Annotated in this window: 26 protein-coding genes and 1 pseudogene; 9 read left to right on the top strand and 18 right to left on the bottom strand. The window is 70.9% G+C overall.

What is annotated here, in order from left to right:
* Nucleotides 1-8: 8 nt before the first annotated feature.
* Both OHT76_RS39655 and OHT76_RS39650 read left to right on the top strand, forming a co-directional pair.
* A complete protein-coding gene (locus OHT76_RS39655; RefSeq protein ID WP_328875712.1) occupies nucleotides 9-1,640 on the top strand; it encodes an amidohydrolase in 1,632 nt (543 codons plus the stop codon).
* A 121-nt stretch (nucleotides 1,641-1,761) separates the two neighbouring features.
* Nucleotides 1,762-3,480, top strand: coding sequence for a hypothetical protein (locus OHT76_RS39650; protein WP_328875711.1), 1,719 nt, complete (start codon nucleotides 1,762-1,764; stop codon nucleotides 3,478-3,480).
* 48 nt (nucleotides 3,481-3,528) lie between these two features.
* On the opposite strand, the gene OHT76_RS39645 is transcribed toward OHT76_RS39650, so the two are convergent.
* The 5 genes from OHT76_RS39645 to OHT76_RS39625 are packed head-to-tail and all read right to left on the bottom strand — an operon-like array spanning nucleotide 3,529 to nucleotide 7,870.
* Entirely contained in the window at nucleotides 3,529-4,776 is a 1,248-nt protein-coding gene (locus tag OHT76_RS39645) for a cytochrome P450 (RefSeq protein WP_328875710.1), read from the bottom strand.
* Nucleotides 4,773-5,381, bottom strand: a complete 609-nt coding sequence (locus tag OHT76_RS39640) for a GTP-binding protein (protein ID WP_328875709.1) — start codon at nucleotides 5,379-5,381, stop codon at nucleotides 4,773-4,775. Before OHT76_RS39640 ends, OHT76_RS39645 begins: the two co-directional genes overlap by 4 nt.
* Nucleotides 5,362-5,733 carry a DUF742 domain-containing protein gene (locus OHT76_RS39635; protein WP_328875708.1) on the bottom strand — a complete coding sequence of 124 codons (372 nt, stop codon included), beginning with the start codon at nucleotides 5,731-5,733 and terminating at the stop codon, nucleotides 5,362-5,364. The genes OHT76_RS39640 and OHT76_RS39635 overlap by 20 nt, the downstream gene beginning before the upstream one ends.
* Nucleotides 5,730-6,140, bottom strand: coding sequence for a roadblock/LC7 domain-containing protein (locus OHT76_RS39630; protein WP_015655861.1), 411 nt, complete (start codon nucleotides 6,138-6,140; stop codon nucleotides 5,730-5,732). Before OHT76_RS39630 ends, OHT76_RS39635 begins: the two co-directional genes overlap by 4 nt.
* Complete coding sequence (locus tag OHT76_RS39625) at nucleotides 6,137-7,870, bottom strand: ATP-binding protein (RefSeq protein WP_328875707.1); 1,734 nt, start codon at nucleotides 7,868-7,870, stop codon at nucleotides 6,137-6,139. Before OHT76_RS39625 ends, OHT76_RS39630 begins: the two co-directional genes overlap by 4 nt.
* Nucleotides 7,871-8,149: 279 nt before the next feature.
* Between OHT76_RS39625 and OHT76_RS39620 the strand changes: the two genes are divergently transcribed.
* Nucleotides 8,150-8,512, top strand: coding sequence for a DUF1304 domain-containing protein (locus OHT76_RS39620; protein ID WP_328875706.1), 363 nt, complete (start codon nucleotides 8,150-8,152; stop codon nucleotides 8,510-8,512).
* The gene (locus OHT76_RS39615; RefSeq protein ID WP_328875705.1) at nucleotides 8,509-9,072 is read left to right on the top strand and encodes a TetR/AcrR family transcriptional regulator; all 564 of its coding nucleotides are present in this window, start codon (nucleotides 8,509-8,511) and stop codon (nucleotides 9,070-9,072) included. The genes OHT76_RS39620 and OHT76_RS39615 overlap by 4 nt, the downstream gene beginning before the upstream one ends.
* Nucleotides 9,073-9,075: 3 nt before the next feature.
* On the opposite strand, the pseudogene OHT76_RS39610 reads toward OHT76_RS39615, so the two are convergent.
* Together OHT76_RS39610 and OHT76_RS39605 are read right to left on the bottom strand one after the other, a co-directional pair.
* Nucleotides 9,076-9,931: pseudogene (locus OHT76_RS39610) on the bottom strand (hypothetical protein).
* Between the two features lie 61 nt (nucleotides 9,932-9,992).
* Nucleotides 9,993-10,952: a GlxA family transcriptional regulator gene (locus OHT76_RS39605; RefSeq protein WP_328875704.1), complete on the bottom strand. Its 960-nt coding sequence runs from the start codon at nucleotides 10,950-10,952 to the stop codon at nucleotides 9,993-9,995.
* 71 nt (nucleotides 10,953-11,023) lie between these two features.
* Between OHT76_RS39605 and OHT76_RS39600 the strand changes: the two genes are divergently transcribed.
* Entirely contained in the window at nucleotides 11,024-11,974 is a 951-nt protein-coding gene (locus OHT76_RS39600; protein WP_328875703.1) for an NADP-dependent oxidoreductase, read from the top strand.
* 7 nt (nucleotides 11,975-11,981) lie between these two features.
* Here the strand turns inward: OHT76_RS39600 and OHT76_RS39595 are convergent, their stop codons facing one another.
* Together OHT76_RS39595 and OHT76_RS39590 are read right to left on the bottom strand one after the other, a co-directional pair.
* Nucleotides 11,982-13,088, bottom strand: coding sequence for an NAD(P)-dependent alcohol dehydrogenase (locus OHT76_RS39595; protein WP_328875702.1), 1,107 nt, complete (start codon nucleotides 13,086-13,088; stop codon nucleotides 11,982-11,984).
* 13 nt (nucleotides 13,089-13,101) lie between these two features.
* Nucleotides 13,102-14,556, bottom strand: a complete 1,455-nt coding sequence (locus tag OHT76_RS39590) for an aldehyde dehydrogenase family protein (RefSeq protein WP_328875701.1) — start codon at nucleotides 14,554-14,556, stop codon at nucleotides 13,102-13,104.
* Nucleotides 14,557-14,672: 116 nt separating this feature from the next.
* Between OHT76_RS39590 and OHT76_RS39585 the strand changes: the two genes are divergently transcribed.
* Both OHT76_RS39585 and OHT76_RS39580 read left to right on the top strand, forming a co-directional pair.
* A complete protein-coding gene (locus OHT76_RS39585) occupies nucleotides 14,673-15,110 on the top strand; it encodes a MarR family winged helix-turn-helix transcriptional regulator (RefSeq protein WP_328875700.1) in 438 nt (145 codons plus the stop codon).
* Nucleotides 15,111-15,330: 220 nt separating this feature from the next.
* Nucleotides 15,331-15,711: an anti-sigma factor antagonist gene (locus OHT76_RS39580; RefSeq protein ID WP_328875699.1), complete on the top strand. Its 381-nt coding sequence runs from the start codon at nucleotides 15,331-15,333 to the stop codon at nucleotides 15,709-15,711.
* A 29-nt stretch (nucleotides 15,712-15,740) separates the two neighbouring features.
* On the opposite strand, the gene tuf is transcribed toward OHT76_RS39580, so the two are convergent.
* From tuf to OHT76_RS39565, 3 genes are read right to left on the bottom strand one after another with little or no spacing between them, the layout of a single operon-like run.
* Nucleotides 15,741-16,934: an elongation factor Tu gene (gene tuf / locus OHT76_RS39575; protein ID WP_328875698.1), complete on the bottom strand. Its 1,194-nt coding sequence runs from the start codon at nucleotides 16,932-16,934 to the stop codon at nucleotides 15,741-15,743.
* A gap of 56 nt (nucleotides 16,935-16,990) precedes the next feature.
* Nucleotides 16,991-17,944: a ribose-phosphate diphosphokinase gene (locus OHT76_RS39570; RefSeq protein WP_328875697.1), complete on the bottom strand. Its 954-nt coding sequence runs from the start codon at nucleotides 17,942-17,944 to the stop codon at nucleotides 16,991-16,993.
* Nucleotides 17,945-18,004: 60 nt separating this feature from the next.
* Complete coding sequence (locus OHT76_RS39565; protein ID WP_328875696.1) at nucleotides 18,005-19,159, bottom strand: cytochrome P450; 1,155 nt, start codon at nucleotides 19,157-19,159, stop codon at nucleotides 18,005-18,007.
* Nucleotides 19,160-19,326: 167 nt separating this feature from the next.
* On the opposite strand from OHT76_RS39565, the gene OHT76_RS39560 reads away from it, so the two are divergent.
* Nucleotides 19,327-19,992: a DUF4230 domain-containing protein gene (locus OHT76_RS39560; protein ID WP_328875695.1), complete on the top strand. Its 666-nt coding sequence runs from the start codon at nucleotides 19,327-19,329 to the stop codon at nucleotides 19,990-19,992.
* On the opposite strand, the gene OHT76_RS39555 is transcribed toward OHT76_RS39560, so the two are convergent.
* The 6 genes from OHT76_RS39555 to OHT76_RS39530 are packed head-to-tail and all read right to left on the bottom strand — an operon-like array spanning nucleotide 19,993 to nucleotide 23,694.
* A complete protein-coding gene (locus OHT76_RS39555; protein ID WP_328875694.1) occupies nucleotides 19,993-21,756 on the bottom strand; it encodes a complex I subunit 5 family protein in 1,764 nt (587 codons plus the stop codon).
* Nucleotides 21,756-22,103 (bottom strand): sodium:proton antiporter, encoded by a 348-nt coding sequence (locus tag OHT76_RS39550; RefSeq protein ID WP_328875693.1) that lies wholly within the window; start codon nucleotides 22,101-22,103, stop codon nucleotides 21,756-21,758. Before OHT76_RS39550 ends, OHT76_RS39555 begins: the two co-directional genes overlap by 1 nt.
* Complete coding sequence (gene mbhE, locus OHT76_RS39545) at nucleotides 22,103-22,843, bottom strand: hydrogen gas-evolving membrane-bound hydrogenase subunit E (RefSeq protein ID WP_328875692.1); 741 nt, start codon at nucleotides 22,841-22,843, stop codon at nucleotides 22,103-22,105. The genes OHT76_RS39550 and mbhE overlap by 1 nt, the downstream gene beginning before the upstream one ends.
* Nucleotides 22,840-23,088: a Na(+)/H(+) antiporter subunit B gene (locus tag OHT76_RS39540; protein ID WP_328875691.1), complete on the bottom strand. Its 249-nt coding sequence runs from the start codon at nucleotides 23,086-23,088 to the stop codon at nucleotides 22,840-22,842. Before OHT76_RS39540 ends, mbhE begins: the two co-directional genes overlap by 4 nt.
* Nucleotides 23,081-23,533 (bottom strand): MrpF/PhaF family protein, encoded by a 453-nt coding sequence (locus OHT76_RS39535; RefSeq protein WP_328875690.1) that lies wholly within the window; start codon nucleotides 23,531-23,533, stop codon nucleotides 23,081-23,083. Before OHT76_RS39535 ends, OHT76_RS39540 begins: the two co-directional genes overlap by 8 nt.
* Nucleotides 23,530-23,694, bottom strand: coding sequence for a hypothetical protein (locus OHT76_RS39530; RefSeq protein WP_328875689.1), 165 nt, complete (start codon nucleotides 23,692-23,694; stop codon nucleotides 23,530-23,532). Before OHT76_RS39530 ends, OHT76_RS39535 begins: the two co-directional genes overlap by 4 nt.
* Nucleotides 23,695-23,895: 201 nt before the next feature.
* Here OHT76_RS39530 and OHT76_RS39525 point away from each other — a divergent pair, with 201 nt between their 5' ends.
* Nucleotides 23,896-24,438: a VanZ family protein gene (locus tag OHT76_RS39525; RefSeq protein WP_328875688.1), complete on the top strand. Its 543-nt coding sequence runs from the start codon at nucleotides 23,896-23,898 to the stop codon at nucleotides 24,436-24,438.
* Nucleotides 24,439-24,525 lie beyond the last annotated feature (87 nt).

Raw genomic sequence — 24,525 nt, 5'->3', positions numbered from 1 at the left:
AACGGAACATGCACGCAGATCTGCTCTTCACCGGCGGCCCCGTCCTCACCCCCGAGGGCCGTACCGCCACCGCCGTGGCCGTCACCGGTGGCCGCATCACCGCCGTAGGACGGGAGGAGGTGCGGGAACTCGCCGGGCCGCGTACCGAAGTGGTCGAGCTGGCAGGGCGGTTGCTGCTGCCCGGGTTCCAGGACGCGCATGTGCACCCGGTGCCGGCGGGGCTCGAGCTCACCCAGTGCGATCTGACCGGGGCGAAGACGGCCGCCGAGTCCGTCGCCGCCGTGCGCGCGTATGCCGAGGCGCATCCCGAACGGGAGTGGATCACCGGCGGCGGCTGGTCCATGGAGGCGTTCGAGGGCGGTACGCCGACCAAGGAGCTGCTCGACGCGGTCGTACCCGACCGGCCGGTGTATCTGCCCAACCGCGATCACCACGGCGCCTGGGTCAACAGCCGGGCCCTGGAGCTCGCCGGGGTCACCCGCGACACGCCCGACCCGGCCGACGGGCGGATCGAGCGCGACGCGGCCGGTGAGCCGAGCGGCACGCTCCAGGAGGGGGCGATGCAGCTCGTCGGCCGGCTCACCCCGCCCGCCACGCCCGAGGACCGGCTCGCCGCGCTGCTGCACGCCCAGCGCCATCTGCACTCCCTCGGCATCACCGCCTGGCAGGACGCGCTCGTCGGGGACTTCCTCGGCATGGACGACCCGGCCGAGGCCTACCTCGCGGCCGCCCGCGACGGCTCGCTGACCGCGCGTGTCGTCGGCGCCCTGTGGTGGGACCGCGGGCGCGGGGCCGAGCAGATCCCCGAACTCGTGGAGCGCCGGGAGGCGTTGCGGTACGGCCGGTTCCGGGCCGGCACCGTGAAGCTGATGCTGGACGGGGTCGCCGAGAACGGCACCGCCGCGCTGCTCGACCCCTACCTGGACAAGTGCGGCTGCGCCACCGCCAACCGGGGTACGAGCTTTGTCGACCCGGATCAACTCCCCAAGTATGTCACCGAGTTGGACGCGCTCGGCTTCCAGTGCCACTTCCACGCGCTGGGCGACCGGGCCGTACGCGACGCATTGGACGCGATCGAGGCGGCGCGCGCGGCGAACGGACCGAGCGACACGCGGCCTCACCTGGCCCATCTCCAGGTCGTGCACCCCGCTGACGTACCGCGGTTCGCGGCGCTCGGGGCCACGGCGAACATCCAGCCGCTGTGGGCCGCGCACGAACCGCAGATGGACGAGCTGACGATCCCCTTCCTCGGAACCGAACGGGCCGGGTGGCAGTACCCGTTCGGCGCGCTGCTGCGCTCCGGTGCCCGGCTCGCGGCGGGCAGCGACTGGCCGGTCAGCAGCCCCGACCCGCTGGAGGGCATCCATGTGGCGGTGAACCGGGTGACGCCCGAGAACCCGGGGCCGGTGTTCCTGCCCGCCGAACGCATCGGCCTGACCGAGGCGTTGACCGCCTACACGGCCGGATCGGCGTATGTGAACCATCTCGACGACACCGGAGTGGTGCGGCCGGGGGCGCTGGCGGATCTCGTGGTCCTGGACCGCGATCCGTTCGCCGGGCCGCCGGAGGAGATCGCGGAGACACGGGTGGCGCTGACCTATGTGGGGGGCGAGCGAGTATACGCAGCTCAAGTGGCTTGAGCAGTAACGGATATCACGGCGGGGTCACGGTGTAGATCATTTACGCTCTGGGCAGTCTCGTTCCGCTTCTCGATTCAACTTCCGTATCGAGAAAGTGAGTTCGAAAGGAACCCAAACCCCCATGCCTCAGGACGTCCGGTTCGATCTCCCCGAAGTGAAATCTGAAGTCGTAGGCGGTGCTCCGGAGACGTCCCCGGCGGCGGGGGACACCCTGGCCGGCCTCTTCGTGAGACACATCAACGGGCGCACGGAGCAGCACCGGGATTGCCAGGACGCAGCTCAGCAGCGGCTGGACGCATTCGGCTCCCCCCACTCCAGCACCACGCTGCAGGTGGAGGGAGCCCTCCGGCCGGCGCCGCGCGCGTTCCTCCCGCCCGACGAGGAGGGCTACGCCAGGCTGAGGCGACTCGATGCAAGCCTGCGCATGATCGAAGAGGCCTTCCCCGAAGTCGGTACCGATGTCGAGGTCTGCCGACTGACCTGCACGATGCTGGAAGGGGCCTGGAGAAGCCGGGCACTCACCCCGCCGCGCGAGGACGAGCAGACAACCGTCTGCGCCTGCCCTCTGTGCCGTCGGCTGCCCACGCCCCCCGAACGCACGACGGCTGACTACAACTGGCGGCAGAGCGCCGGTCGTCCCCTCACCGTCAAGACCTGGCCGTACCGCCCGGAACTCGACAGCGTCCTCACCGGTGGATGGTCCGTGGTCCGGCAGATGAACGATCTCGAGCGAGACCTCGGCTACCGCCACCGCTTCGAGGACGACATCCTGCTCTTCCACGAATACAAACGCGTGATCGACACCATAGACACCACGCAGCTCACCCAACTCATCGAAGGCCGCTTGGCCGAGAGTTTCAGCACCAACAGCGCACGGGCCCTGGTCTGCGGACTCTACGCAGCCCACAAGCGGTCCGTCGACGAGTACTGGCTCCAACAGCACCAGGCGGGCAGCGTCGCACTCCCCCAGACCAACCCGCTCGGCCAGAGCACCTACTCAGTCCTCCAGATGATGGACTGCCTGTTCTGGCACGTCTCACCCGACACCGAACTCTGGCAGGAAGAACACCTCGCCTCCCTGCTGCTGTGCCGCGTCGTCGACGACATGACCGACGTACGAGTCGACGCGCTCACCGGCGAGATCAGCAACTTCTGGCTCGCCGACATGCCCACCCACACCAAGGCCCTCTACGCTGCCTGCGCCATCGCCCTGATCAAGTACGGCTGCATGCCCGAGGCGCATTCCTCGATGTGGAACACCTGGCTGATGCCCAGCACCATCGTCTGGATGGGGCTCACTGGCCGCCACGCCCTGTGGTTCGACGGCATCACCCAGGGCCTCCCTCCGGCCGAGGAGTGCCCGCTGTGCGACCTTCAGCCCAACACCTGCACCGGCATCCTCACCCACGGCACCACCCTCACCATCAGCCCGCGGCCCACCGCACCAACGCTGAGCAGCCGGACCGCCGAGCTGTCCGCGCGCTGCCGAGCCCAATACCCCGAGACATGGCCCCTCTTCGACGCCGAGCTCCATGCCTTCGAAGCGCTGCACGGCCCCTGGCACGGGAACACCGACAGCACCTGGGAGACCCTGCGCCGCACGTACATCGCCGCAGTGGAGGCATCCAGGGCCGCACCGTCCACCGCCCGCGCTCGTCAGGTCCAAGAAGACTCCGGCGCAGTCGGATCCGAATTCTTCTACGCCCTGTACGACCCTGAAACCGGGAGGGAGGACACCGCACTGCTCGCCTACATGTTCGGCTGCGCCCACCCGCATTTCCTCTGGAACGCCACGGGGTACCGTCCCTCGGACCTCGCGGGCGACTGGCTCGACGGATAACGCCGCTGCCCGGCCGGGTGACCCGGCCGGGCAGCGGCGTCTGAGGGTCTATACCTCGAACTCGACCGGCAGGCTGTCCAGTTGGGACATCCATGTGGACGCGGTCGAGGTGAGGTCCTCCGGCGGCACGGCCAGACGCAGGCCCGGCAGTCGGTGCAGCAGGACGTCCACCGCGATCTCAATGATGGACATCCCGATGTTCTGCCCGGGGCACTCGTGCGGGCCCGCGCCGAACGCCAGGTGCGCCTGGTTGCCGTGCACCGAGACACCCGGGTCGGGCCGGACCTCGGGGTCGACGTTGCCCGGGGCGAGACCGAGAACGAGCAGGTCGCCCTCCTCGATGCGGTGCCCGCCCAGTTCGACATCGCTGGCGGCGAAGCGCCCCGGCAGGACGGCCAGCGGCGGAGAGTTCCACATGGCCTCCTCCACCACCGCCGAGATGGTCAGCTGACCGCTGATCAGCCCGGAGAGCCGGGAGGCGTCGGTCAGGACCAGCTCCAGCACCCGGGCCAGCAGGTTGGTCGTGACGTGCGCGGCGATCAGCACCGCGCGCAGGTGGGCCACGACCTCGTCGTGGTCGAGACCCGCGTGATGCTCCAGCAGGCCGGTGGCGAGGTCGGAGCCGGGTTCGGACCGCCTGCGCTCGGCGAGTTCACCGAAGATCTCCCTGATCACGCCGTCGTGCATGACGGCATCCTCGCCGCCCTTCATCACCTGGGCGCAGGACGCGACCAGGCGACGCCCCTCCGCTTCGGCAAGCCCCAGAATGCGGGCCACCACGAGCATCGGCAGTAAGTCGGCGTAGTCCGCCACCAGATCGGCGCGGCCGGAGTCCGCGAACGCGTCGATCTGCTTGTTGGCGAAGTGCGTGGCGTGGCGCCGGATACCTCGGTCGGCGGCGGACTGCAGCCCGTCGCTGACGGCACCGCGCAGTCGGCGGTGAGCCTCGCCGTCCTGGGACACACAGTCGGGGCGCCAGGCGAGCATCGGAACCAGCGGAGAGTTGTCCGCGACCCGGCCCTCCCGCATGTCCCGCCAGTTCCGCGCGTCCCGGGCGAACTGGCGGGGATTGTCGAGCACTCGCCGGCTGTCCCGGTAGCCCAGTACCAGCCAGGCGGGGATGTCACCCTCCAGCAGCACCGGCGCGACGGAGCCGTGCTCCTTGCGCAGCCGCTCGTAGATGCCGCGCGGGTCGGTCGCCGCCTCGGGCCCGTACAGCCGGGCCGGTTCTGCCGAACCGTGCGCGACCGGGCAGCCGCGGGGGGCGTCGGGACTGTCGAGGTTCTGGTCGTTCATCGGGGCTCCAGTGCGACGGCAGAGCGTTCCTTCAGATGACGCATCAGGGTGATCAGCACATCTCGGCTGGAGGCCCGGTCGCGGGCGTCGCAGACCACGACCGGAGTGTGGGGGGAGATGTCCAGGGCATCCCGTATCTCCTCGATGGGATGGTCCTTGGAGTCGGGGAAGACATTGAGGGCGATGACGAAGGGGACCTCCTGCCGCTCCATCTCCTCGATCGCCCGGAAGCTGGAGGCGAGTCGGCGGGTGTCCACCAGGACGACCGCGCCGAGCGCGCCCTTGAACAGGCCGTTCCACAGGAACCAGAAGCGCTCCTGGCCCGGGGTGCCGAACAGGTACAGCATCAGGCTGTCGTTGATGCTGATCTTGCCGAAGTCGAGGCTGACCGTGGTCTCGGTCTTGTCGGCGACGCCGATCAGGTGGTCGACGTCGGCGCTCGCCTGGGTGAGCGTCTCCTCGGTGGTGAGCGGCTTGATGTCGCTCACCGAACGGACCATGGTGGTCTTCCCGGTGCCGAAACCGCCGGCGATCATCACCTTGACCGAGCGGGTGCCGCCGCCCCCGGCCGGCCCGCCGGGGTGGTCAAAGCCTTTCAAGTCCACTGAGTACCTCCTCAAGGAGCGCGAGGTCGGGCCCGCGGCCGGCGCCGTGCACCGGGATGGGGTCACGGGCTTCGACGCGGCCTGCCTCGAGCAGATCCGCCAGCAGCACCGCGAGAATGTTGAAGGGCAATCCGAGGTGGGCGCCGAGTTCGGCCACCGACAGCGGATCGCGGCAGCGCCGGAGGATCTCCTCGTGCTCGTGCTGCATCCCCGGTACGGAGGTCGCGCGGGAGACGATGAGGGTCGCCACGTCAAGGCTCGACGCCGAACCGCCCGGTCCGCTGCGCCCCTTGGTGAGGACGTAGTAGCGCTCGAGACCGGACGGGTCCGTGGGCCGGCGGGGAGCACTCATCCAGAGTGCTCCTCCAGGCGCGGAGTGGTGCCGAGCAGTTCGCCCATCCTGCGCGCCAGGTCCCTCATCTGATGTCCGAGGAGCCCCTGGTCGAGGCCCTCCCGGGCGAGGACGCCGAGATACGTCTCCACCCCCGCGCGTACGACGAACAGGTGGCCGCCGTCGACCTCGATCATCGCCAGCCTGAGCTGCCCCGCGTACTTGGGGAACTGCTCGGCGACCGGCTGCGCCAGCGCCTGCAGGCCGGCCACGACGGCGGCGAAGCGGTCCACGTCGTCGGGGTCTTCGGCGCCGTAGGAAGTGATGGCCTTGCCGTCACTGGAGGCCACCAGGGCGAAGCGGATCTCCGGGATGGACTCCACCAGATCGCGGAGCGCCCAGCTCACGTCGGTTCCCTGCTGCGTCATACGGACTTGTCGCTCTCTTCAGTCTGGTGCTCGGTGGACGCGCGTCCGGCAGTGGCGTCGAAGCCGTCTTCGCCGGAGTCCCGGCCGGCCGTGGCGAAGGCCGCCAGACCGGTGAAGGACGCGTCCGGCGGGACGGCCGCGACCGCGGCCCCCTCGCTGCGTTCGGCGCGCTCGGCCGGCTCGTGGCGGGCCGCCTCGCTGCGCTTGCTGCGGCGCCGGGGCAGACCTCCGGGCGTGGTCTCCACGTCGTCGCCCACCTCCGCCACTTCCGCCTCGGCCGGCTCGGTGGCGGTGGCCGGGGTACGGGTCGGCAGACCCGTGGCGGTCGCCGCGGTCCGGGCCGCCGGTGCGGCCGCCGCGGTGGCGGACGCGGCCAGCGGGCTGAAGTACTTGTGCGGGACCACGATCACCACCGAGGTGCCGAGCCACGGCGAGTCGGCGTAGGTGACCCGGATGCCGTAGCGGCGGGCCAGCGCGCCGACGACCCGCAGGCCGATGCTGGCGTCCTCCGAGATACCGCCGAGTCCCGCGCCGGGCGCGGTGCCGGCCAGGGCGTGCTCGGCGTCGCGCTTCTTCTCCTCGCTCAGACCCTTGCCGGAGTCCTGGATCTCGATGCCGACGCCGTTCGGCACCTCCTTGCCGGAGACGACCACCGGCTCGGTGGGCGGCGAGTAGCGGGCCGCGTTGTCCAGGATGTGGGCGAAGATCAGCGTGAGGTGGTCCACCAGGCCGCCGTCGACGCCGAGTTCGGGCAGATGCCGTACCTCGATCCGGTGGAAGTCCTTGATCCGGCCGATGCCGCCGCGGACCACGCTGAGCAGCCGCTGCGGCTCCTGCCACTGCCGGCCGGGCCGGTCCGAGCCGCCGAGCACGCCGACGCTCGCGGCGAGACAGTCGGCGGGGCCGATCGCCTGGTCCAGCTCCATCAGACCGCGCGCCACGGAGGGCAGCCGTCCGTGCTCGCCCTGCATCTCGTGCAGGCGTCCGCGCAGCTTGCTGGTCAGGACGTGGATACGGTTGCCGATACTGATCACGGCCTGTTCGGCGGAGGTCGAGCGGTTGAACTCCGCCTCGACACCGATCAGGGAGGTCCGCAGGACCTTGCGCAGTTCGGCCTGGAGTTCGGAACTGACCTTGGCGCACTGGTTGACGGCCGGCAGCAGATCGTCGACCGCCTCTCCGGCGCGCAGGCGCTCCAGCGCCTCGGGCAGCTGCTCATCGGCGAGCCGCGCGACCGCGTCGTACTGGTGCGTCAGCTGTTCCTTGAAGACCTCGGCCTGGTCGGCGAGCTGGGCCTCGTAGGACTGGGCCTGTCCGGCCAGTCGCTCCTCGAACGCCCGGGCCTGTTCGGCCAGTTGTGCCTCGTAGGCTCCGGCCTGCTCGGAGAGCCGGCCCTCCACGGCGGCGCGCTCGCCGTCGTGGGCCACGCGCTCGGCCGCGAACTTCCGTTCCAGGCCCGACACATGCTGCTGCCACTGCTGCGAGTGCTCGGCCTGCGAGGCACGGAACTCGCTCTCGGCGCGGCGCAGTTGTGTCCGGGTGCGGATCAGGAGCCGTACGCACACGGTACTGGCCGCGGTCGCCGCGGCACCGGCGACGGCGGCGGTTATCTGCTCGGAGCTCATGAACGTAGCGGCAACCGTCCCGCCTCCTAAAGCCAGCGGCATCAGCCACCAGCTGTACCAGGCGACAGGGGCCCGCGCCGCCGGGGGCGGAGTGGCGAGTTCCATCTGCATCCTTCGAACCAACACGATCGAACAAGGGGGGTGTGCAAGGGACCGCACTCATGAGTACGCACCGCGAGAGAACCGATCGCGACCGGGTCAACTCACAGCGCCGTACGGGAGCTTATCGGGTTCCAGGGCTTAAGGATCAACCACGCCCGGTCCATGGAGGTGAGGGTTCCGTCACTCTCCGCCAGGAATCGGTCCGAATCGATCCTGGACAGGTGTCCATGTACAGTGGACACCTGTCCAGGATCTGTCCATGATCTAGAGAGTGGAGCCGCCATGGAAACGGTCGCGAACGTGCTGGTGGGCCTGGTGGCCGCGCTGCACGTCTACATCCTGGTGATGGAGATATTTCTGTGGCAGAAGAAGCCCGGGCGAGGGCTGCACGGCTTCGATCCGGAAATGGCCCGCGCGACCGCGCCGATGGCCGCCAACCAGGGCCTGTACAACGGCTTTCTGGCGGCCGGTCTGATCTGGGGGCTGATCGCGGCCGATCCCACGGGCTACCGCGTCCAGATCTTCTCCCTGGTCTGTGTCGTGATCGCGGGCGTGTTCGGCGCGGCCACCGCGAACCCCCGCATCCTGATCGCCCAGGCGCTGCCCGGAGCCCTCGCCCTGGCCGCCGTCCTGGTCGCCGGATGAGCACGCCCCCGCCCGAGGACCCACGGGCCGCCCGCACCCGGGAGCGGCTGCGCCGGGCCCTGCTCGACGAGTGCGCCGAACGGCCGCTCGCCCGGGTCTCGGTGGCCGCGGTGGTGCGCCGGGCCGAGGTCGGCCGGGCCACGTTCTATTTGCACTACGACGGTCTGGAGGCGCTGGCCGTCGATGCCTGCGCGGACGTGGTGCGGGAGGCCGTTCAGGCGCTGCACGCCTGGCGGGGCCGCCCGGACCCGGTGCACGCGCCGCCCGCGCTGGTGGAGTTCTTCGCATCGCTCACCCCGCACGCCGGGCTGTACCGGGAGCTGCTGAGCCCGGGCGGCGGCGGCCCGCTGGGCCGGGTGCTGCACCGGGACCTCAGGGCGTACAGCCTGCGGGAGCGGGAACTGGCCGGCGCGGCGGACGCCCCCCTCGTAGCGTCCGCCGTCGCCGCCACGTTCGCCGGGGTGCTGGGCGACTGGCTGCACGGCCTGATCGAGGCCACGTCCGAGGAGGTGGCCCATCAGGTCTGGCAGTTGCTGGTCGCGCTGCACGCCAGCCGCTGAGCCTCAGGCGCAGCCGACGCCGTCCTTCACCTGGGGCCACAGCTCGACTCCGTCGGGCGTGCGGATGTACGCCTTGGTCGGGTCGTCGTCCGTCAGCCACAACTGGCGGTCCTGGTACCGGTATCCGGTGTCGCGGGCGTCGGCGGGCAGACGGACGTCGCCGTCGTACGGGGAGGTGAGCGAGTCCGGGGGCAGCACCTTTTCGGGGTCGCGGGCGTAGAGCCTGCCGTCCTTCCCCTGGCCCGTCGACAGGAAGTGGGCCGACTGCCACTCGCAGTGCTCGGGGCCGACGTTGCTGTTCACCTTGGTGATCGGCACCCGCCGCTCGTCCCGGTCGGTCCAGATCTCGTACCCCTGGGCGTCCGTGAAGCTCTCGAGGAGTTCGGCCGGGTCGCAGGAGGCGCTGGTCTCCGGTCCCCAACCGGGCCGGTTCTTCCGGTCCTTGGCGACGATCACCGCGACCTTGGTACGGCCCTCCACGTCGAAGGAGTACAGCACCCGGTCGCCCTCCCGGCGCTCCTCGCGGTAGCCGCTGCGTGGCACGTCCGCCTGCTCGATCTCGAAGTACGCCTCAAGGCCCTCCGCAGGGGTGGAGCCCCCGTCCCCCTCGCTCCACGGCTCGCTGCCGCCGCCCGAGTAGATCTCCCCGTCGCACTCGAGGGCGCGGCCCGCGGCCCCGGACTCGATGCGCGTCGCCCGGGGGCTGTCCTCGTCGAGGTTCTGCGCGGGTACGTGCAGCGGCCCGCTGTACGGCCTGGCCGGGGCCGCGCCCCTCGACGACCACACCCTCGCCGTCGTCACCGCATCCCACCGCGGTCACGGCCACCGCGAACACCACCGCCATCAGCCTTGTGCGCATTCCCACCCCCTGTTTTCCGTGCCGTTCTTCGCTCCTCCGACGCGGAAACGGGCAAGAACGTTCAGGCGCGGCGGGATTCCTGGAACGTGCGCCGATAGGCCTGCGGCGAGACGCCGATCGCCGCGTGCAGATGCTGGCGCAGGGAGGCGCCGGTGGCGAAGCCGACCTCGCCGGCGATGTGGTCCACCGGCAGATCGCTGGCCTCCAGCAAGTGGCGGGCGCGGGCGACGCGTTGCTGGACGATCCAGCGGCCGGGGCTCAGGCCCACCTCGTCGTTGAAGCGGCGGGCGAAGGTGCGCCCGCTCATCCGGGCATGGGCGGCGAGATCGGCGAGCGTCAGTGGTTCGCCCAGGCGCTCCAGGGCCCAGGCGCGGGTGGCCGCGGTGCTCGTGGCGGCCTCGTCGGGGACCGGCTGCTCGATGTACTGGGCCTGGCCGCCGTCGCGGAAGGGCGGGACGACGCAGGCGCGGGCGACGAAGTTGGCGATCCGGCTGCCGTGGTCCTTGCGGACCAGATGGAGGCAGACGTCGATGCCGGAGGCGGCGCCGGCCGAGGCCAGGATGCGGCCGTCGTCGACGAAGAGCACATCCGGGTCGAGGTCGATGTGGGGGTACATCCGCCGGAAATGGTCGACCAGGTGCCAGTGGGTAGTGGCCTTGCGTCCGTCGAGCAGTCCGGCCGCGGCGAGCACGAAGGCGGCGGTGCAGATGGAGACGATGCGCGCCTCGGGGCGGATCAGCGCGAGGGCGGCGCTCACCTCGTCGGGGAGTTCCTCGGTGATGCATGACGCGTCGATCGCCGCGATCACCACCGTGTCGGCGGTGGCGAGGATCTCGGGGCCGTGTGCGACGCCGATGGTGAAGTCGGCATTGGTGCGCACCGGGCGGCCGTCGACGCTGCAGGTCAGGACCTCGTACCGGCCGTTCGCTGCGCCGAGGATCCGGGCGGGGATGCCCAGCTCGAAGGGGTAGACCCCGTCGAGTGCCAGGACGACCACGCGTTCTCTGTGCTGCTCATGCATGGCACGATCCTATCGAAGGTTGGCAATCGTGCCATTTCCCGGGCTCGCCGCCCAGGGCAGGCTGAATGACCATGAGCACTGTGAACACCATGCGCGCCATCGGTCAGGACGTCCTCGGCGGTCCCGAGGTCCTCAAGGAAGTGGAGCTGGAGCGGCCGTCGCCGCGCCCGAACGAGATTCTGGTCCGGATGCGGGCCGCCGGGCTCAACCCGACCGACTGGAAGCACCGCGAACACGGCGGCTTCCTGGGGCAGCCGCCCTTCGTCCTCGGCTGGGACGTCTCCGGCGTGGTCGAGCAGGTGGGTATCGGTGTCGCCCGCTTCCAGCCCGGCGACGAGGTCTTCGGCATGCTGCCGTACCCCTTCGGCCATGGCTCGCACGCCGAGTTCGTCACCGGCCCGGCCCGCGCCTTCGCCCTGAAGCCCGCCGTGATCGACCACGTCCAGGGCGGCGCGCTGCCGCTGGTCTCCCTCACCGCGTGGCAGGCGCTGGTCGAGACGGCCGACGTCCGGCCGGGGCAGCGGGTGCTGATCCACGCGGCGGCCGGCGGGGTCGGCCATGTGGCCGTGCAGATCGCCAAGGCGCGCGGCGCATACGTCATCGGCACGGCGAGCGAGGGCAAGCACGACTTTCTGCGGAAGCTGGGCGCGGACGAGCTGATCGACTACCGGTCGACCGACTTCGCCGAGGCCGTGCGGGACGTCGATGTCGTCCTGGACACGATCGGCGACGACTACAGCCTGCGCTCGCTGCGGGTGCTGCGGCCGGGCGGGCTGCTGGTGTCGATCCTGCCGGTCGGCTCGGACGAGCTGTACACGGAGGCCGAGCGGCTCGGTGTGCGCGCGCTGCGGATGCTCGTCGACGCCTCGCACTCCGGGATGAAGGCCGTCGCCGACCTCGTCGAGCGCGGCGAGTTGCGCGCCACCATCGCCGGGACCTTCCCGCTGGCCGACGCCGCCGAGGCACACCGCCTCGGCGACACCGGCCGGACCACCGGGAAGCTGGTCCTGCTGGGCGAGTGACCGGGCTTTAGAACACCAGCACGGGCTTGATGGCCTTGCCCGCGCGCATGTCCCGCACCGCCTGATCGATGTCCGCGAACGGATACGTGCTGATCAGGCGGTGCAGCGGCAGCCGCCCCTCCTTCACCAGACGGACCAGGGCGGGTACGAAGGTCTGCGTCTCGGCGTCACCGAGGGTGAGGCCGACGATGCGCTTGCCGCCCAGCAATCCGTTGACGTCCAGGGCGACTTCGGTCCCGAACGGCGGGGCGCCCACCACGACGAGGGTGCCGCGGGCGGCGAGCGCGTCGGTGCCCTGGCGCAGCACGCCGACGTTGCCGGTCGTCTCGACGACACCGTCGGCGCCCCGGCCGCCGGTGATCTCCGCGAGGGCTTCCCCGAGGTCGTGCTCAGCCGCGTCGATGATGTGGGTGGCGCCCAACTCGCGGGCCAGCGCCAGGCGTTCGCCAACCCGGTCGACGGCGACGATCGTGGTGGCGGGAGTGAGGGCGGCGGCCATGACCGCCGAGAGGCCGACCGCTCCCGCGCCGAGGACGACGACGGAGTCGCCGGTGTCCGGCTTCAGTACGTTCCACACGGCGCCGACACCGGTCTGTACGCCGCACCCCAGCGGGGCGAGAGACTCCAGCGGCACGTCGGCGTCGACCTTGACGAGGCTGCGCTCGTCCACCAACGCCCGCTCGGCGAACGAGGACTGGCCGAAGAAGTGGCCGCCCAGCGGCTCGCCGGCCCGGCCGATGGTGCTGGTGCCGTCGGCCCGGTGACCGCCGATGAGGTTCAGCGGCAGCCAGGTGGCGCAGTACGCCGGGTGTCCTCCCCGGCAGTTGCGGCAGTCGCCGCAGGAGGTGAAGGACAGGGCGACATGGTCGCCGGGCGCGACCGCGGTGACGGCGGATCCGACCGCCTCCACCACGCCCGCGCCCTCATGCCCCAGAACTCCGGGCAGCGGGAAGGGCAGTCCGCCGCTCGCGACGGAAAGGTCGGTGTGGCACAGGCCGGCCGCGACCATACGGACGACCGCCTCGTGCGGACCGGGGTCGTCCAGGACGACGTCGGCGAGGGTGAAAGGGGCGCCGCCGGACTCGACGACGGCGGCGCGGGTGGGGATGGGCATCGCAGGGAACTCCTCAGGCGAGCGAGACGACGACGGACTTGACCTTGGTGTAGGCGGCGAGCGCCTCGGGGCCGTACTCACGGCCGAACCCGGAGTCCTTCACCCCGCCGAAGGGGACGGCGGGGTCGAGCATCGCCCAGTCGTTGATCCAGACGATGCCCGCCTGGAGCCGCTCGGCGACACGGTGGGCGCGGGCGAGGCTGCCGGTCTGGATGCCCGAAGCGAGGCCGTACGGCGTGGAGTTGGCGAGGGCGACCGCCTCGTCCTCGGAGTCGAAGGGCTGCACGGTGAGAACCGGCCCGAAGACCTCCTCCTGCACGACCCGGGAGTCGTTGGGCAGGTCGGCGATCACAGTGGGCCGGTAGTAGTAGCCGCCGTCCAGGTCGAGCCGTTCACCGCCGCAGACGATGCTGCCGCCCTCCTTGCGGGCCAGGTCGACGTACTCCTCGACCTTCCTCAGGTGCTTCTCCCCCGCCATCGGGCCCACGACCGTCTCGGGCCTGCGCGGGTCGCCGACCGGGACGCCGGGGACGGCCTCGGCGAGGATGCCCAGCAGGGTGTCGTAGACGGGTCGGGCCGCCAGCAGGCGGGGGCCGCCCATGCAGAACTGGCCGGTGTTGAAGACGAAGGCCTTGATGACGGCGCCGACCGCCTTCTCCAGATCGGCGTCCTCGAAGACGATGTGGGCGGCGTTGCCGCCGAGTTCCATGGTGACGGGCTTGAGGGCCTCCCCGGCGGCGCTCGCCACATGCCGGCCGACGGCGGTGGAGCCGGTGAACGCGACCTTGTCCACGCCCGGGTGGCGCAGAAGGGCCTCGCCCGCCCCGGGGCCCGTGCCGGTGACGACGTTGACCACGCCGTCCGGGACGCCTGCCTTCTGCAGCAGTTCGGCCATGTACAGGGCGCTGAGCGGGGTCTCGTCGGCGGGCTTGTGGACGACCGTGTTACCGGCCGCGAGCGCCGGGCCGAGCTTGGAACCGGCCAGGATCAGCGGGAAGTTGAAGGGGGTGATCGCGGCGACCACGCCGAGCGGCTCGCGCCGGGTGTAGGCGAGGGCGTTCAGGGGCGTGTCGCGGTTGGCGCCGTGCAGGGAGTGGGCGAGCGCGGCGAAGTGCTCGTAGTCGTTGGCGGCGTTGGTGACATCGACGGCCTGGCACAGGGTGATGGGCTTGCCCACGTCGAGGCTCTCCAGCCGGGCGATCTCGTCGGCGTTCTCGCGGATCAGCTCGGCGACGCGGTGCAGCACCCGGCCGCGCTCGCGTCCGCTCAGCCCGGACCAGGTCCCGCTGTCGAAGGCCTCCCGGGCGGCCCGGACGGCCGCGTCCACGTCGGCGGGGCCCGCCTGAGCGACCGTGGTGAGGACCGCGCCCCGGGACGGGTCGACCACCTCGGTGCGCGCCCCGTCGGCGGCCTCGCGCCACCGGCCCCCGATGAACAGTCGGCCGGGTTCGATCTCGAAGGTGGTCATCGCCACTCCTCAGCTTCATCGCCAAGATTTCAACCAACAGGATTCCTGTTGATTCACCGTCTGGGTCGCAGTCTCATTACAGACAGGTTTCCTGTCAATGCCCTAGGCTCGGTCCCATGACCGGCACCCAGACGACCAAGGCACCTCCCTCGCTTCTCTACATGGTGAAACAGGTGGAGCTCGTGGTGCGCTCCCACCTGGACGAGCTGGTCAGAGCCTCGGGAATCACCGCGCTCCAGTACACGGCGCTGACCGTGCTGCAGCGGCACGACGGACTCTCGGCGGCCCAGCTGGCCCGCGACTCGTTCGTCACCGCCCAGTCCATCGCCGATCTCGTACGGTCACTGGAGACCCGCGGTCTGGTCCGGCGGGAGCGCAATCCGCAGAGCCGGCGGGAGCTGCTGATCCTGCTGACCGAAGAGGGGCGCGAGCTGCTGGCCCGGCACGAGGAACCGGTGCGGGAGCTGGAGGAGCGGATGGTGCGGGATCTCACGGCACACCAGGCCGAGCAGTTCCGCCAGGCTCTGTCGAAGGCCTGGCACGCACTGTCGTGACCGCGCCCCGAACACGCCGGCGCGCAATTCACAGACATATGTCAATCGAACATGCTCAGATTCACTCCATCAGGGGTAACTTGCAGTGCGGGGAACGGTTTTGCTCTCACTCGGTGCCCGGTGACGGCCCAGCGCTCGTACGCTCGCTGCACGATGTCACCCCGGCCCCCGGTGACCTGCAACCCCGCAGCCGAAGGAGCAGGTTGGAGGCGATGTCGTCGTGCAGCAGGAGCCTGCGCCGCTCACCCGCCACTTGCGCGTCCGCCGGCACCGGGAACATACGGTGCTGGAGTTCCACGGCGAGATCGACATCGCCGCGGCGGTCGAACTCCTCCCCTACCTGGACCGGATGACGTCCCGTCCGCACGCGCGGATCGTGATCGACCTCAGGCCCGTGGAGTTCTTCGACTGCTCGGGACTGCGGCTGCTGTACCGGGCGCGCACCAGGGTCCTCGACCACGGCGGACAGCTCCATCTGGTCTGCGTCCATCCGCTCACCCTGCGCGTGCTGCGGCTGACCGGCCTGGCCAAGCTGCTGCCTCCGCATCCGACGCTGGACGCGGCCCTGGGCCAGCCCGAGGCCACGTCCGGGTCGGTATGAAGTGTGAGGCGTGAGGATCAATACCGCGGCTACTTCACGATCTTGGTGACCTGTCCGGCGCCCACCGTCCGCCCGCCCTCGCGGATCGCGAACTTCAGCCCCTCCTCCATGGCAACCGGCTGAATCAGCTGCACGTACATGGTGGTGTTGTCGCCCGGCATCACCATCTCGGTGCCAACCGGCAGGGTCACCACGCCCGTGACGTCGGTGGTGCGGAAGTAGAACTGCGGGCGGTAGTTGTGGAAGAAGGGCGTGTGCCTGCCGCCCTCGTCCTTGGACAGGATGTACGCCCGCGCCTCGAACTCCTTGTGCGGGGTGACCGATCCGGGCTTGATGACGACCTGCCCGCGCTCGACGTCCTCCCGCTTGACCCCGCGCAGCAGCAGTCCGACGTTCTCCCCGGCGCGGCCCTCGTCGAGGAGCTTGCGGAACATCTCGATGCCGGTGACGGTGGTCTTCGTCTTCTGTTCGTGGATGCCGATGATCTCGACCTCGCTGTGGACGTGCAGCGTGCCGCGCTCGATCCGGCCGGTGACGACGGTGCCTCGGCCGGTGATGGTGAACACGTCCTCGATCGGCATCAGAAACGGCTTGTCCACGTCACGCTGCGGCTCCGGCACCGCCGAGTCGACCGCGTCGAGGAGATCGAGCACGGACTGGGTCCACTGCTCGTCGCCCTCCAGAGCCCTGAGCGCGGAGACCCTGACCACCGGCACATCGTCGCCCGGGAACTCGTACTCACTGAGCAGCTCCCGCACCTCCAGCTCGACCAGTTCCAGGATCTCCTCGTCGTCGACCATGTCGGTCTTGTTGAGCGCGACGACGACATACGGCACACCGACCTGCCGGGCCAGCAGCACATGTTCCTTGGTCTGCGGCATCGGCCCGTCGGTCGCGGCGACGACCAGGATCGCGCCGTCCATCTGGGCGGCGCCCGTGATCATGTTCTTGATGTAGTCCGCGTGCCCCGGACAGTCGACGTGCGCGTAGTGCCGCCGCTCCGTCTGGTATTCGACATGGGCGATCGAGATGGTGATCCCGCGCTGCCGCTCCTCGGGCGCCTTGTCGATCTGGTCGAACGGCGTGTACGGATTGAGGTCGGGGAACTTGTCGTGCAGCACCTTGGTGATGGCCGCCGTGAGCGTCGTCTTGCCATGGTCGATATGACCGATGGTGCCGATGTTCACGTGCGGCTTGGTCCGCTGGAACTTCGCCTTCGCCACAGCTGGCCCTCCTGGTCACCTGGATGAGGCCGGGGTCGCCCTGCTCTACCTCATGTCTATTCGTTTCGCGGCGCGTCGAACAGGGCGCTGACGGACTCACCGTTGTGAATACGGCGTACGGCCTCGGCGAGCTGGGGAGCGACGGTGAGCACCCGCAGCTTGTCGGTGCGCTCCTCTGCCGGGACCGGCACGGTGTTGGTGCACACGATCTCCAGTACGTCGGGCTGCTCACCGATCCGCTTGAGCGCGCCGGAGGTGAACAGTCCGTGGGTGCAGGCGACCCGGATCGAGCGCGGCCCCAACTCCCGCAGCCGGTCGAGGAGTTCGAGGACGGTGCTGCCCTTGGCGATCTCGTCGTCCAGCACGATGACATCGCGGCCTGCGACCTCACCGATGACGGAGTTGATACTGACCCGGTCGTCCGCGAACCGCTGCTTGGCGCCCGCGGCCACCTGGGCGCCGAGCATCCGGGCGAACGCGGCGGCCTCCTTGGCGTTGCCGAGGTCGGGCGAGACGACGGTCGTGCGGGACAGGTCGTAGTGGCGGAAGTGGGTGGCCAGTTCGCGCAGGGCGTGCAGATGGTCGACCGGGACCGAGAAGAAGCCGTGCACCTGGGGCGAGTGCAGGGTCATGGCGAGGACCCGGCTCGCGCCGGCCGCGACCATCAGATCGGCGACCAGGCGTCCGCCGAGGGAGATGCGGGGCTGGTCCTTCTTGTCGGAGCGGGCGTAGGAGTAGTGCGGCATGACCACGGTGATCCGGCCCGCGGAGGCCCCGCGTGCCGCGTCGCACATCAGCAGCAGCTCGACGAGGTTCTCCTGGACCGGGGCGACCAGCGGCTGGATGAGGAAGACGTCCCGCTCCCGGCAGTTGGCCTGGAGCTGCACCTCCAGACAGTCGTTGGCGAAGCGGCTGACCCGGGTGGGGCTGAGCGGCACGCCCAGATGCGCGCAGACCTCCGCCGCCAGTTCGGGGTGGGCGCTACCGCTGAACACGGCGATGTCTCGCACGAATCCGCTCCTCGCATGATCATTCCGGCTGCCGGCCTCATGCTACTGAGCGGATCGGTCTCACCATGACACGGGCAGCCGCCGTGGGCTGCGCGTGATCTGTCCCTCCCGCCAGTCGATGGTGTCGGTGCCGAACTCGGCGCGCAGCCCCGGGAAGCGGGCGGCGAGGCGGTGCAGCGCGATGCCGAGTTCCAGGCGGGCGAGCCAGGCGCCCAGGCAGTGGTGGGGTCCGGCGCCGAAGACGACGCTGGGCGAGGTCAGGGGCGTGAACAGGTCGGGCCGGCCGGGCGGGAAGACCTCGGGGTCGCGGCTCGCGGAGTTCGTCTGGACGGCGACGACACTGCCCGCGGGGATCTTCACCCCGCCGATCTCGGCGTCCTCGACGGCCCGGCGGATCAGTCCGGGCAGCAGCCGTCCCTCGCTGAGCGGGACGGCGCGCAGCAGCTGCTCCACCGCCGTCGAGGCGGCCTCCTGGTCCTGGCCGAGCCGCGGCCAGGCGTCCCGCCGGTCGGTGAGGAGGTAGACGAGGATGTTGCCGAGGGCGGTCATGGTGGTCTCGTGTCCCGCCACGACCAGACCGCACACCAGGGACACCAACTGCCGGTCGTCGATGCCGAGTCCGTCCCCCGCCGCCACCAGCGCGCTGACCAGGTCCTCCCCCGGCTTGTGCCGCCGCTCGGCGACCAGTTCCGCCGCGAAGGCGCCGAACTCCCCCATGGCGGCGATCACTTGATCGACGGTGTGCGCCCCTCCGGACAGGGCGTGGTCGGCCCAGGAGCGGATCCGGTCGCGTTCGACGTGCTCCAGGCCCATCAGCCGGGAGATCACCGACACGGGCAGCGCGAGCGCGAACCCGTCGACGATGTCGGCCGGCCTGGACCGCTCGGCGAAGGCGTCCAGCAGTTCCTCGACGACCGACGCCACCCAGGGCCGCCAGCGGGCGACGGCACGCGGGGTGAACGCCCGCTGCACCGTCCCGCGCAGCCGCTGGTGTGCGGGTCCGTCCTGATTGAGCAGCCCGTCGGGGTCGTCGAGCAGATTCGGTACGGCGAGCAGCGGAGGGGCGTCCGGCGCGTGCAGGGAGCTGCGGTCGAACCGGGGGTCCATGAGCACCTGCCGCACCTCGGCGTGCCGGGTCACGATCCACACCGGGGTGCCGGTGGCGAGAGTGGCGAGCCGGGGCGGGCCCGGCTTGGGGAACGTGACGCGGTGCATGGGGCAAAGGGACCGACTCATCCACGTCTCCTGGCCGAAAAGGGGTGAGGACGGCCTCTCACGCTAATGCGCCCCATATGCCTACGTCAGGGGCGCCATTCGGCCAACCACCGGGTCTCGCAAGGCTTTTGGGGGGCATCCGAAGGGTAGGAAGGAGGGCCGTCGCCATGACGACTCCCATCAGGCGCCTCCCCAGGCGCATACCCGGCTGGGCGAAGGCCGTGAGCGCCGTCGTACTGGTGCTCGCCGTACTGTTCGCCGGGATCGGGCTGAGCGTGATCCCGGGCCTGAAGGACCTGTTCGGCACGGAGACCCACGACCGCTCGGGCCCCGCTCTGCTCCAGTCCATCCAGGACATCAGCCGCTACGACGCGGCCTCGGGCAACTTCCAGGTCGTGGTCGATCTGGAGAAGGACGCCAAGTACCTGCCCGACGCGATCCGCGGCTCCCGCACGCTGTACGTCGGCGCGGGCACCGTGGACGCCTACGTCGACCTCGGCAAGGTCGGCGAGAACGACGTCAAGGTCAACGACGACCGCACGTCGGCCACGCTCCGGCTGCCGCACGCGGCACTCGGGGAGCCCGCGCTCGACCCCGACCGCTCCTACGCCGTCTCCAAGCAGCGCGGGCTGCTCGACCGGATCGGCGACCTCTTCTCGGACAACCCCAACAGTGAGCAGGCGGTGCAGAAGCTCGCGGCGAAGCACATCGGCGCGGCCGCGAAGGAGAGCGCGCTGACCGAGCGCGCCGAGGGCAACACCACCGACATGCTCAAGGGCCTGCTCGGCTCGCTCGGCTTCAAGGAGGTGAAGGTCACCTATCAGGCCGCGTGATCAGGCGGTCAGGACACCGGGCAGGGCGAGCGCGCCGAGCACTACGGCGCCCACCAGCAGCCAGGCCACGTAGTCCCCGACGTGGCCGGACTGCAGGCGCCTGAGCGGGTCCGCCCAGCCGGGTGCGGCGAGCCACCTCGGGCGGGCCACCGCGACGGCGGCCAGAGCGGCGGCCAGCAGGGTCGACAGCAGGCCCAGCAGTACGCCGACCGGGGTCCAGTGCACGGAGGCGACCACGGCGCCCGCCGATCCGGCCTCGTTGACGGAGTGCGCGACGACGTCGGCGAAGCCGGGCGCCACGCCCACGGTGAGCGCGGCGGCGAGCAGCAGCGCGGGCACCGCGGTCATGGTGTCCGGGACCCGGCTGAGCCGGTGCCGGGTCTCGGGCCGCTCGCCGGAACCGGTGGTCTCGTAGTCGGTCGCGTCCCCCGGGGCGGGGCCGAGGCCGAGGAAGACGCGTGCGGCGACCCGCAAAACCGCCCCGGCGGTCAGCGCGGTCGCCGCCACGTACAGGACGGTGAGCGGGCCGCCGACGGCCTCCTCGGTGAGGGCCTTGCCGAGCGCGGTGCCGAAGGGTGGCAGTCCGGCGAGGGCGAGCGCCCCGATGGTGAACAGCACGGCGACTCCGCGCAGTTCGCGTGCCTGTCCGTGCAGCGCGTGCTCGTCGACGCTGCCGTAGCGGTCCAGCAGGATGCCCGCGCAGGCAAACAGGGCGGCCTTCACTCCGGCGTGGCCGAGGATGTACAGCGCGACCCCGTCGTCGGCCTCGGGGGTCAGGACGCCGACGCCGGTCAGGAAGAGTCCGGTGTGGGCGACGGTGGAGTAGGCGAGCAGCCGTTTGATGTGCCGCTGGTACCAGCACATGACGGCGCCGATGGCCGCGGTGAGCGCGCCGAGCGTCACGAGCACCCGCTCCAGGTCGGCGGGCGGGACGCCGCCGGGTCCGGCGAAGACGGTGCCGTACACCCGCCAGACGCCGTACACGCCGAGTTCGACCATGACGCCCGAGAGAAGCATGCACACGGGGGTGGGGGCGACGGCGTGGGCGTCGGGGAGCCAGAAGTGAAAGGGCACGGCCGCCGCTTTGACCAGTATTCCGGTCAGGACGAGGACGAAGGCGGCGAGGACCAGTGCGTCGGGCGGGCCGTGTGCGTCCAGGCCCCGGCCGATCTGGCTCATGGCGAGTTCGCCGGTACGGGCGTACAGCAGCGCGATGCCCATCAGCATGGCGTACGCGCCGAGCGAGGTGACGACGGCGAACGTCAGGGCGCCCTGCACGGCCCTGGCCTCCTCGACCCGGTGGCCGGTCAGGGCGTAGGCGACGACGCTCATCAGCTCGAACCAGACGAAGGCGTTGAACAGGTCGCCCGCGACCGCGAATCCGCACATGCCCGCCTGGAACAACAGCATCAGCGCGGGGAAGGACCCGGCGTGCCGGCGCGGCGGTTCGTCGAAGTAGTGCCAGGAGTACGCCAGGGCCGCGAGCGTCAGCAGCGAGGCGAGCGCGGCCATGCCGAGCCCTGGACCGTCGCCGACCAGGACGATGCCGACGCTGCGGCCGTCCACGGGGGTCCAGCCGCCGACCCATTCGACGTACGGCGGCGAGGAGTTCAGCAGCAGCACCAGCGCGAGGGCGGCCGTACCGGCGGAGACGGCGCAGCCCATGGACTCGGCGGCGACCCGGTGCAGACGGCGGCCCCCGGCGACGAGCAGGGCGGCGCCCAGCAGCGGGACCGCGACCAGCAACGGCAGCAGGTCGTCCATCAGCCGCGCAGCTCGGAGAGCTCGTCGGGGTCGAGGGTGCCGTGCCGTTTGGCGATCTGCACCACGAGCGCGAGGAGCAGGGCGGTGACGGTGGCGCCGACGACGACATCGGTGAGGGCGAGGGCCTGGACGACCGGGTCGACGACCGGCCGGGAGCCGGGCTCGAGGTCGGAGAAGACGGGGGCGGTGGCGTCGTCGCGGTAGCCGACGGCCAGCAGCAGCACATAGGTGGCGGACTGGCACACGCTCAGACAGCCGACCGCATGGATCAGATTGCGGCTGGTGGCAAGGCCGTAGCAGCCGGCCAGGAAGATCCACGCGGCGACCAGGTAGGGGAACACGTCCATCACGTGCCGTTCTCCTCCTCGATCTCGACGGCCTGGTCCAGGAAGCGGGCGAGCAGGACGACGACCGCGCAGGCGACCTCCATGCCGACGGCCGCGTTCAGCAGGGGCACGGTGCCGCCGGAGGACAGCGTGTTGAACGTGCCGTAGAGCAACAGGGTGTTGGCGAGGAACGAGCCGGCGCCGATCAGACAGGCGAGGCCGCTGACGAGGTAGGCGGAGACGGCGAGGGCGTCGCCGACCTCGTACAGGCCGACCGGGCGGATGCGTTCCAGGGCGCGGTAGTCGGCGCCCAGGTAGAGCAGGTGCAGGGCGGTCGCGGCGACGACGCCGCCCTGGAAGCCGCCGCCGGGGCTGAGCTGGCCGTGTGCGATGACGTAGAGGCCGGTGAGCAGGGCGATGGGCAGGACGGCGAGGGCGTAGCGGCGGACCGGGCGGGCCACGTCGGCGGGTTGGGGCCTGGCGCGGTGTTCGTCGCGGGTCTGGCGGAGCAGGACGACACAGCCGAGGACGGCGGCGAACAGGATGCTGATCTCGCCGAGGGTGTCGAAGGCGCGCTGGTCGAAGTTGACGGAGGCGACCGTGTTGGCGGTGTGCCGGGCGAGGGACTCGTGCACGGCACGGTCGCCGTAGGGGTGCCGGGTGCCGCCGAAGGCGGGGAGTTCCAGGCAGGCGGCGGCGAGGAGAGCGGCGAGTCCGGCGCCGCCGACGGCGACGAGCCACAGGCGGGTGCGCCGGTTCATCGCTCGCGTCCCTTGCGCCGGACCTTGCGCACCGCGAGGAGCATCAGCAGCGGCGTCAGGGCGGATCCCACCGCGAGCTGCGAGAGCGCGACGTCGGGCGCCTGGAGGACGGTGAACAGCACGGCGAGCACGGTGCCGAGGACGGCGAGGACGAGGGCCTGGTGGACGGGGTCGCGGACCAGTACGGCCATGGTCGCGCACCCGGCGACCAGCAGCAGGGCCACAAGGATCACCGCGTCAGCCACCACGCACCCCCGCGAAACCACCGGCCAGGGCGCGGGACGCGATGACGTTGCCGCCGATCAGCAGCGCGCCGATGACGAGGAGCTTGACCAGGGCGCGGCTCGGGCCGGTGGCGGCGCACAGCACCAGGACGACCGCGGCGCCGAGGCCCGCCGCGGCCCAGGTGACGGCCCAGGCGCGCGGTGGGTCCGCGGCCAGGTCCTCGGCGAGCAGGCGGGCGAAGACGAGGGTGCCGACGGGGCCGAGCAGGGCGAGGACGAGGGCGACATCGACGTAGGACGGGCGGTCGTAGGCCTGGGCGAGGAGCAGCAGGCCGGGGCAGGCGAAGGCCGTCGACAGGTTCTGGGCGACGACGCGGCGCCGCAACGGTCCGGTGGCCACGCCGAACAGGGCAGCCGCCCCGCCGCCCGCGAGGACCGCGCCCGCGGTGAGCAGCCAGCCGTTCATGAGGGGGTCACCGCCCGGCGTGCGGCGGTCGCGGCGAGGGCGCCGAGGGCGGAGGCGCCCGCGCCGACGGCGAGTTCCAGGGTGTCCACCGTGGTGACGAGAACCAGCCAGAGGACGAGAAGCGCGGCCCACCAGATCAGGAACTCGGCCGTGCGCCTCATATGCCGCCTCCCTTGCCTACGATGTCCGTTTACGTCGCTTTGCGCGCCATCCAAACACCGTGCCCGGCGAGGGGCGTGACGGCGCGCGGGTCTCCGCCCGGAGTGCCCCGGCAGCGCCCGGAGAAACGACTCGGCGGCATCCTCGGCCGCTCTGCGGGTAACCGCCTTAGCACATAGGGAAGTTGAAGACTGGAGGACCGAATGGCCCGTGCAGCCTCACGTTCCCGCACCGGGGTGCGCCGTCCGCGCACCCGCAAGTCCGTACCGGCGGCCGAACCCGAGAAGGCGTCCCGCTCGGCCCGCCCGCTCCGCTTCCTGGCCCAGCTCGTGGCGATGCTCTGCGCGTTCACGCTGCTGGTGGCGTTCGCGGTGGTGCTCGCCAAGCTGACCCTGGAGCCCTCCCCCGCCTCGGAGTCCCTGACGCACACCAACCTGCGTCCGGGCCGGTCCCTCAGGGCCTATCTGGACCAGCCCGAGCTGCGTGACGCCGTCAAGCAGATCGGCGGGAACCTGCTGCTGGGCATCCCCTTCGGGGTGCTCGCCCCGGTCCTCGCGCCGCAGGCACGCGGCGTGCTGCGGGTGCTGCTGCTGACGGCGACGGTGATGCTTCTGGTCGAGTTCGCCCAGGGCGCCCTGATCACCGGCCGCGCCTTCGACATCGACGACGTCATCCTGAACACCTCGGGGGCGCTGATCGGCTATCTGCTGCTGGGGCGGCGACTGGGCCGGGTGGTGCACGACTGAGCCAACTACTGGTCTGCACCAAGGTATTGACGGGGCCTTATCTCACTCCTTAAATCAAGGGCGACACCTTCACCCCCCACCTCGGTC

The sequence above is a fragment of the Streptomyces sp. NBC_00287 genome, assembly GCF_036173105.1.
GTDB lineage: Bacteria > Actinomycetota > Actinomycetes > Streptomycetales > Streptomycetaceae > Streptomyces.
Note: the sequence above shows the minus strand (reverse complement) of the source record. Positions and strands in the feature narration are given on the sequence as shown.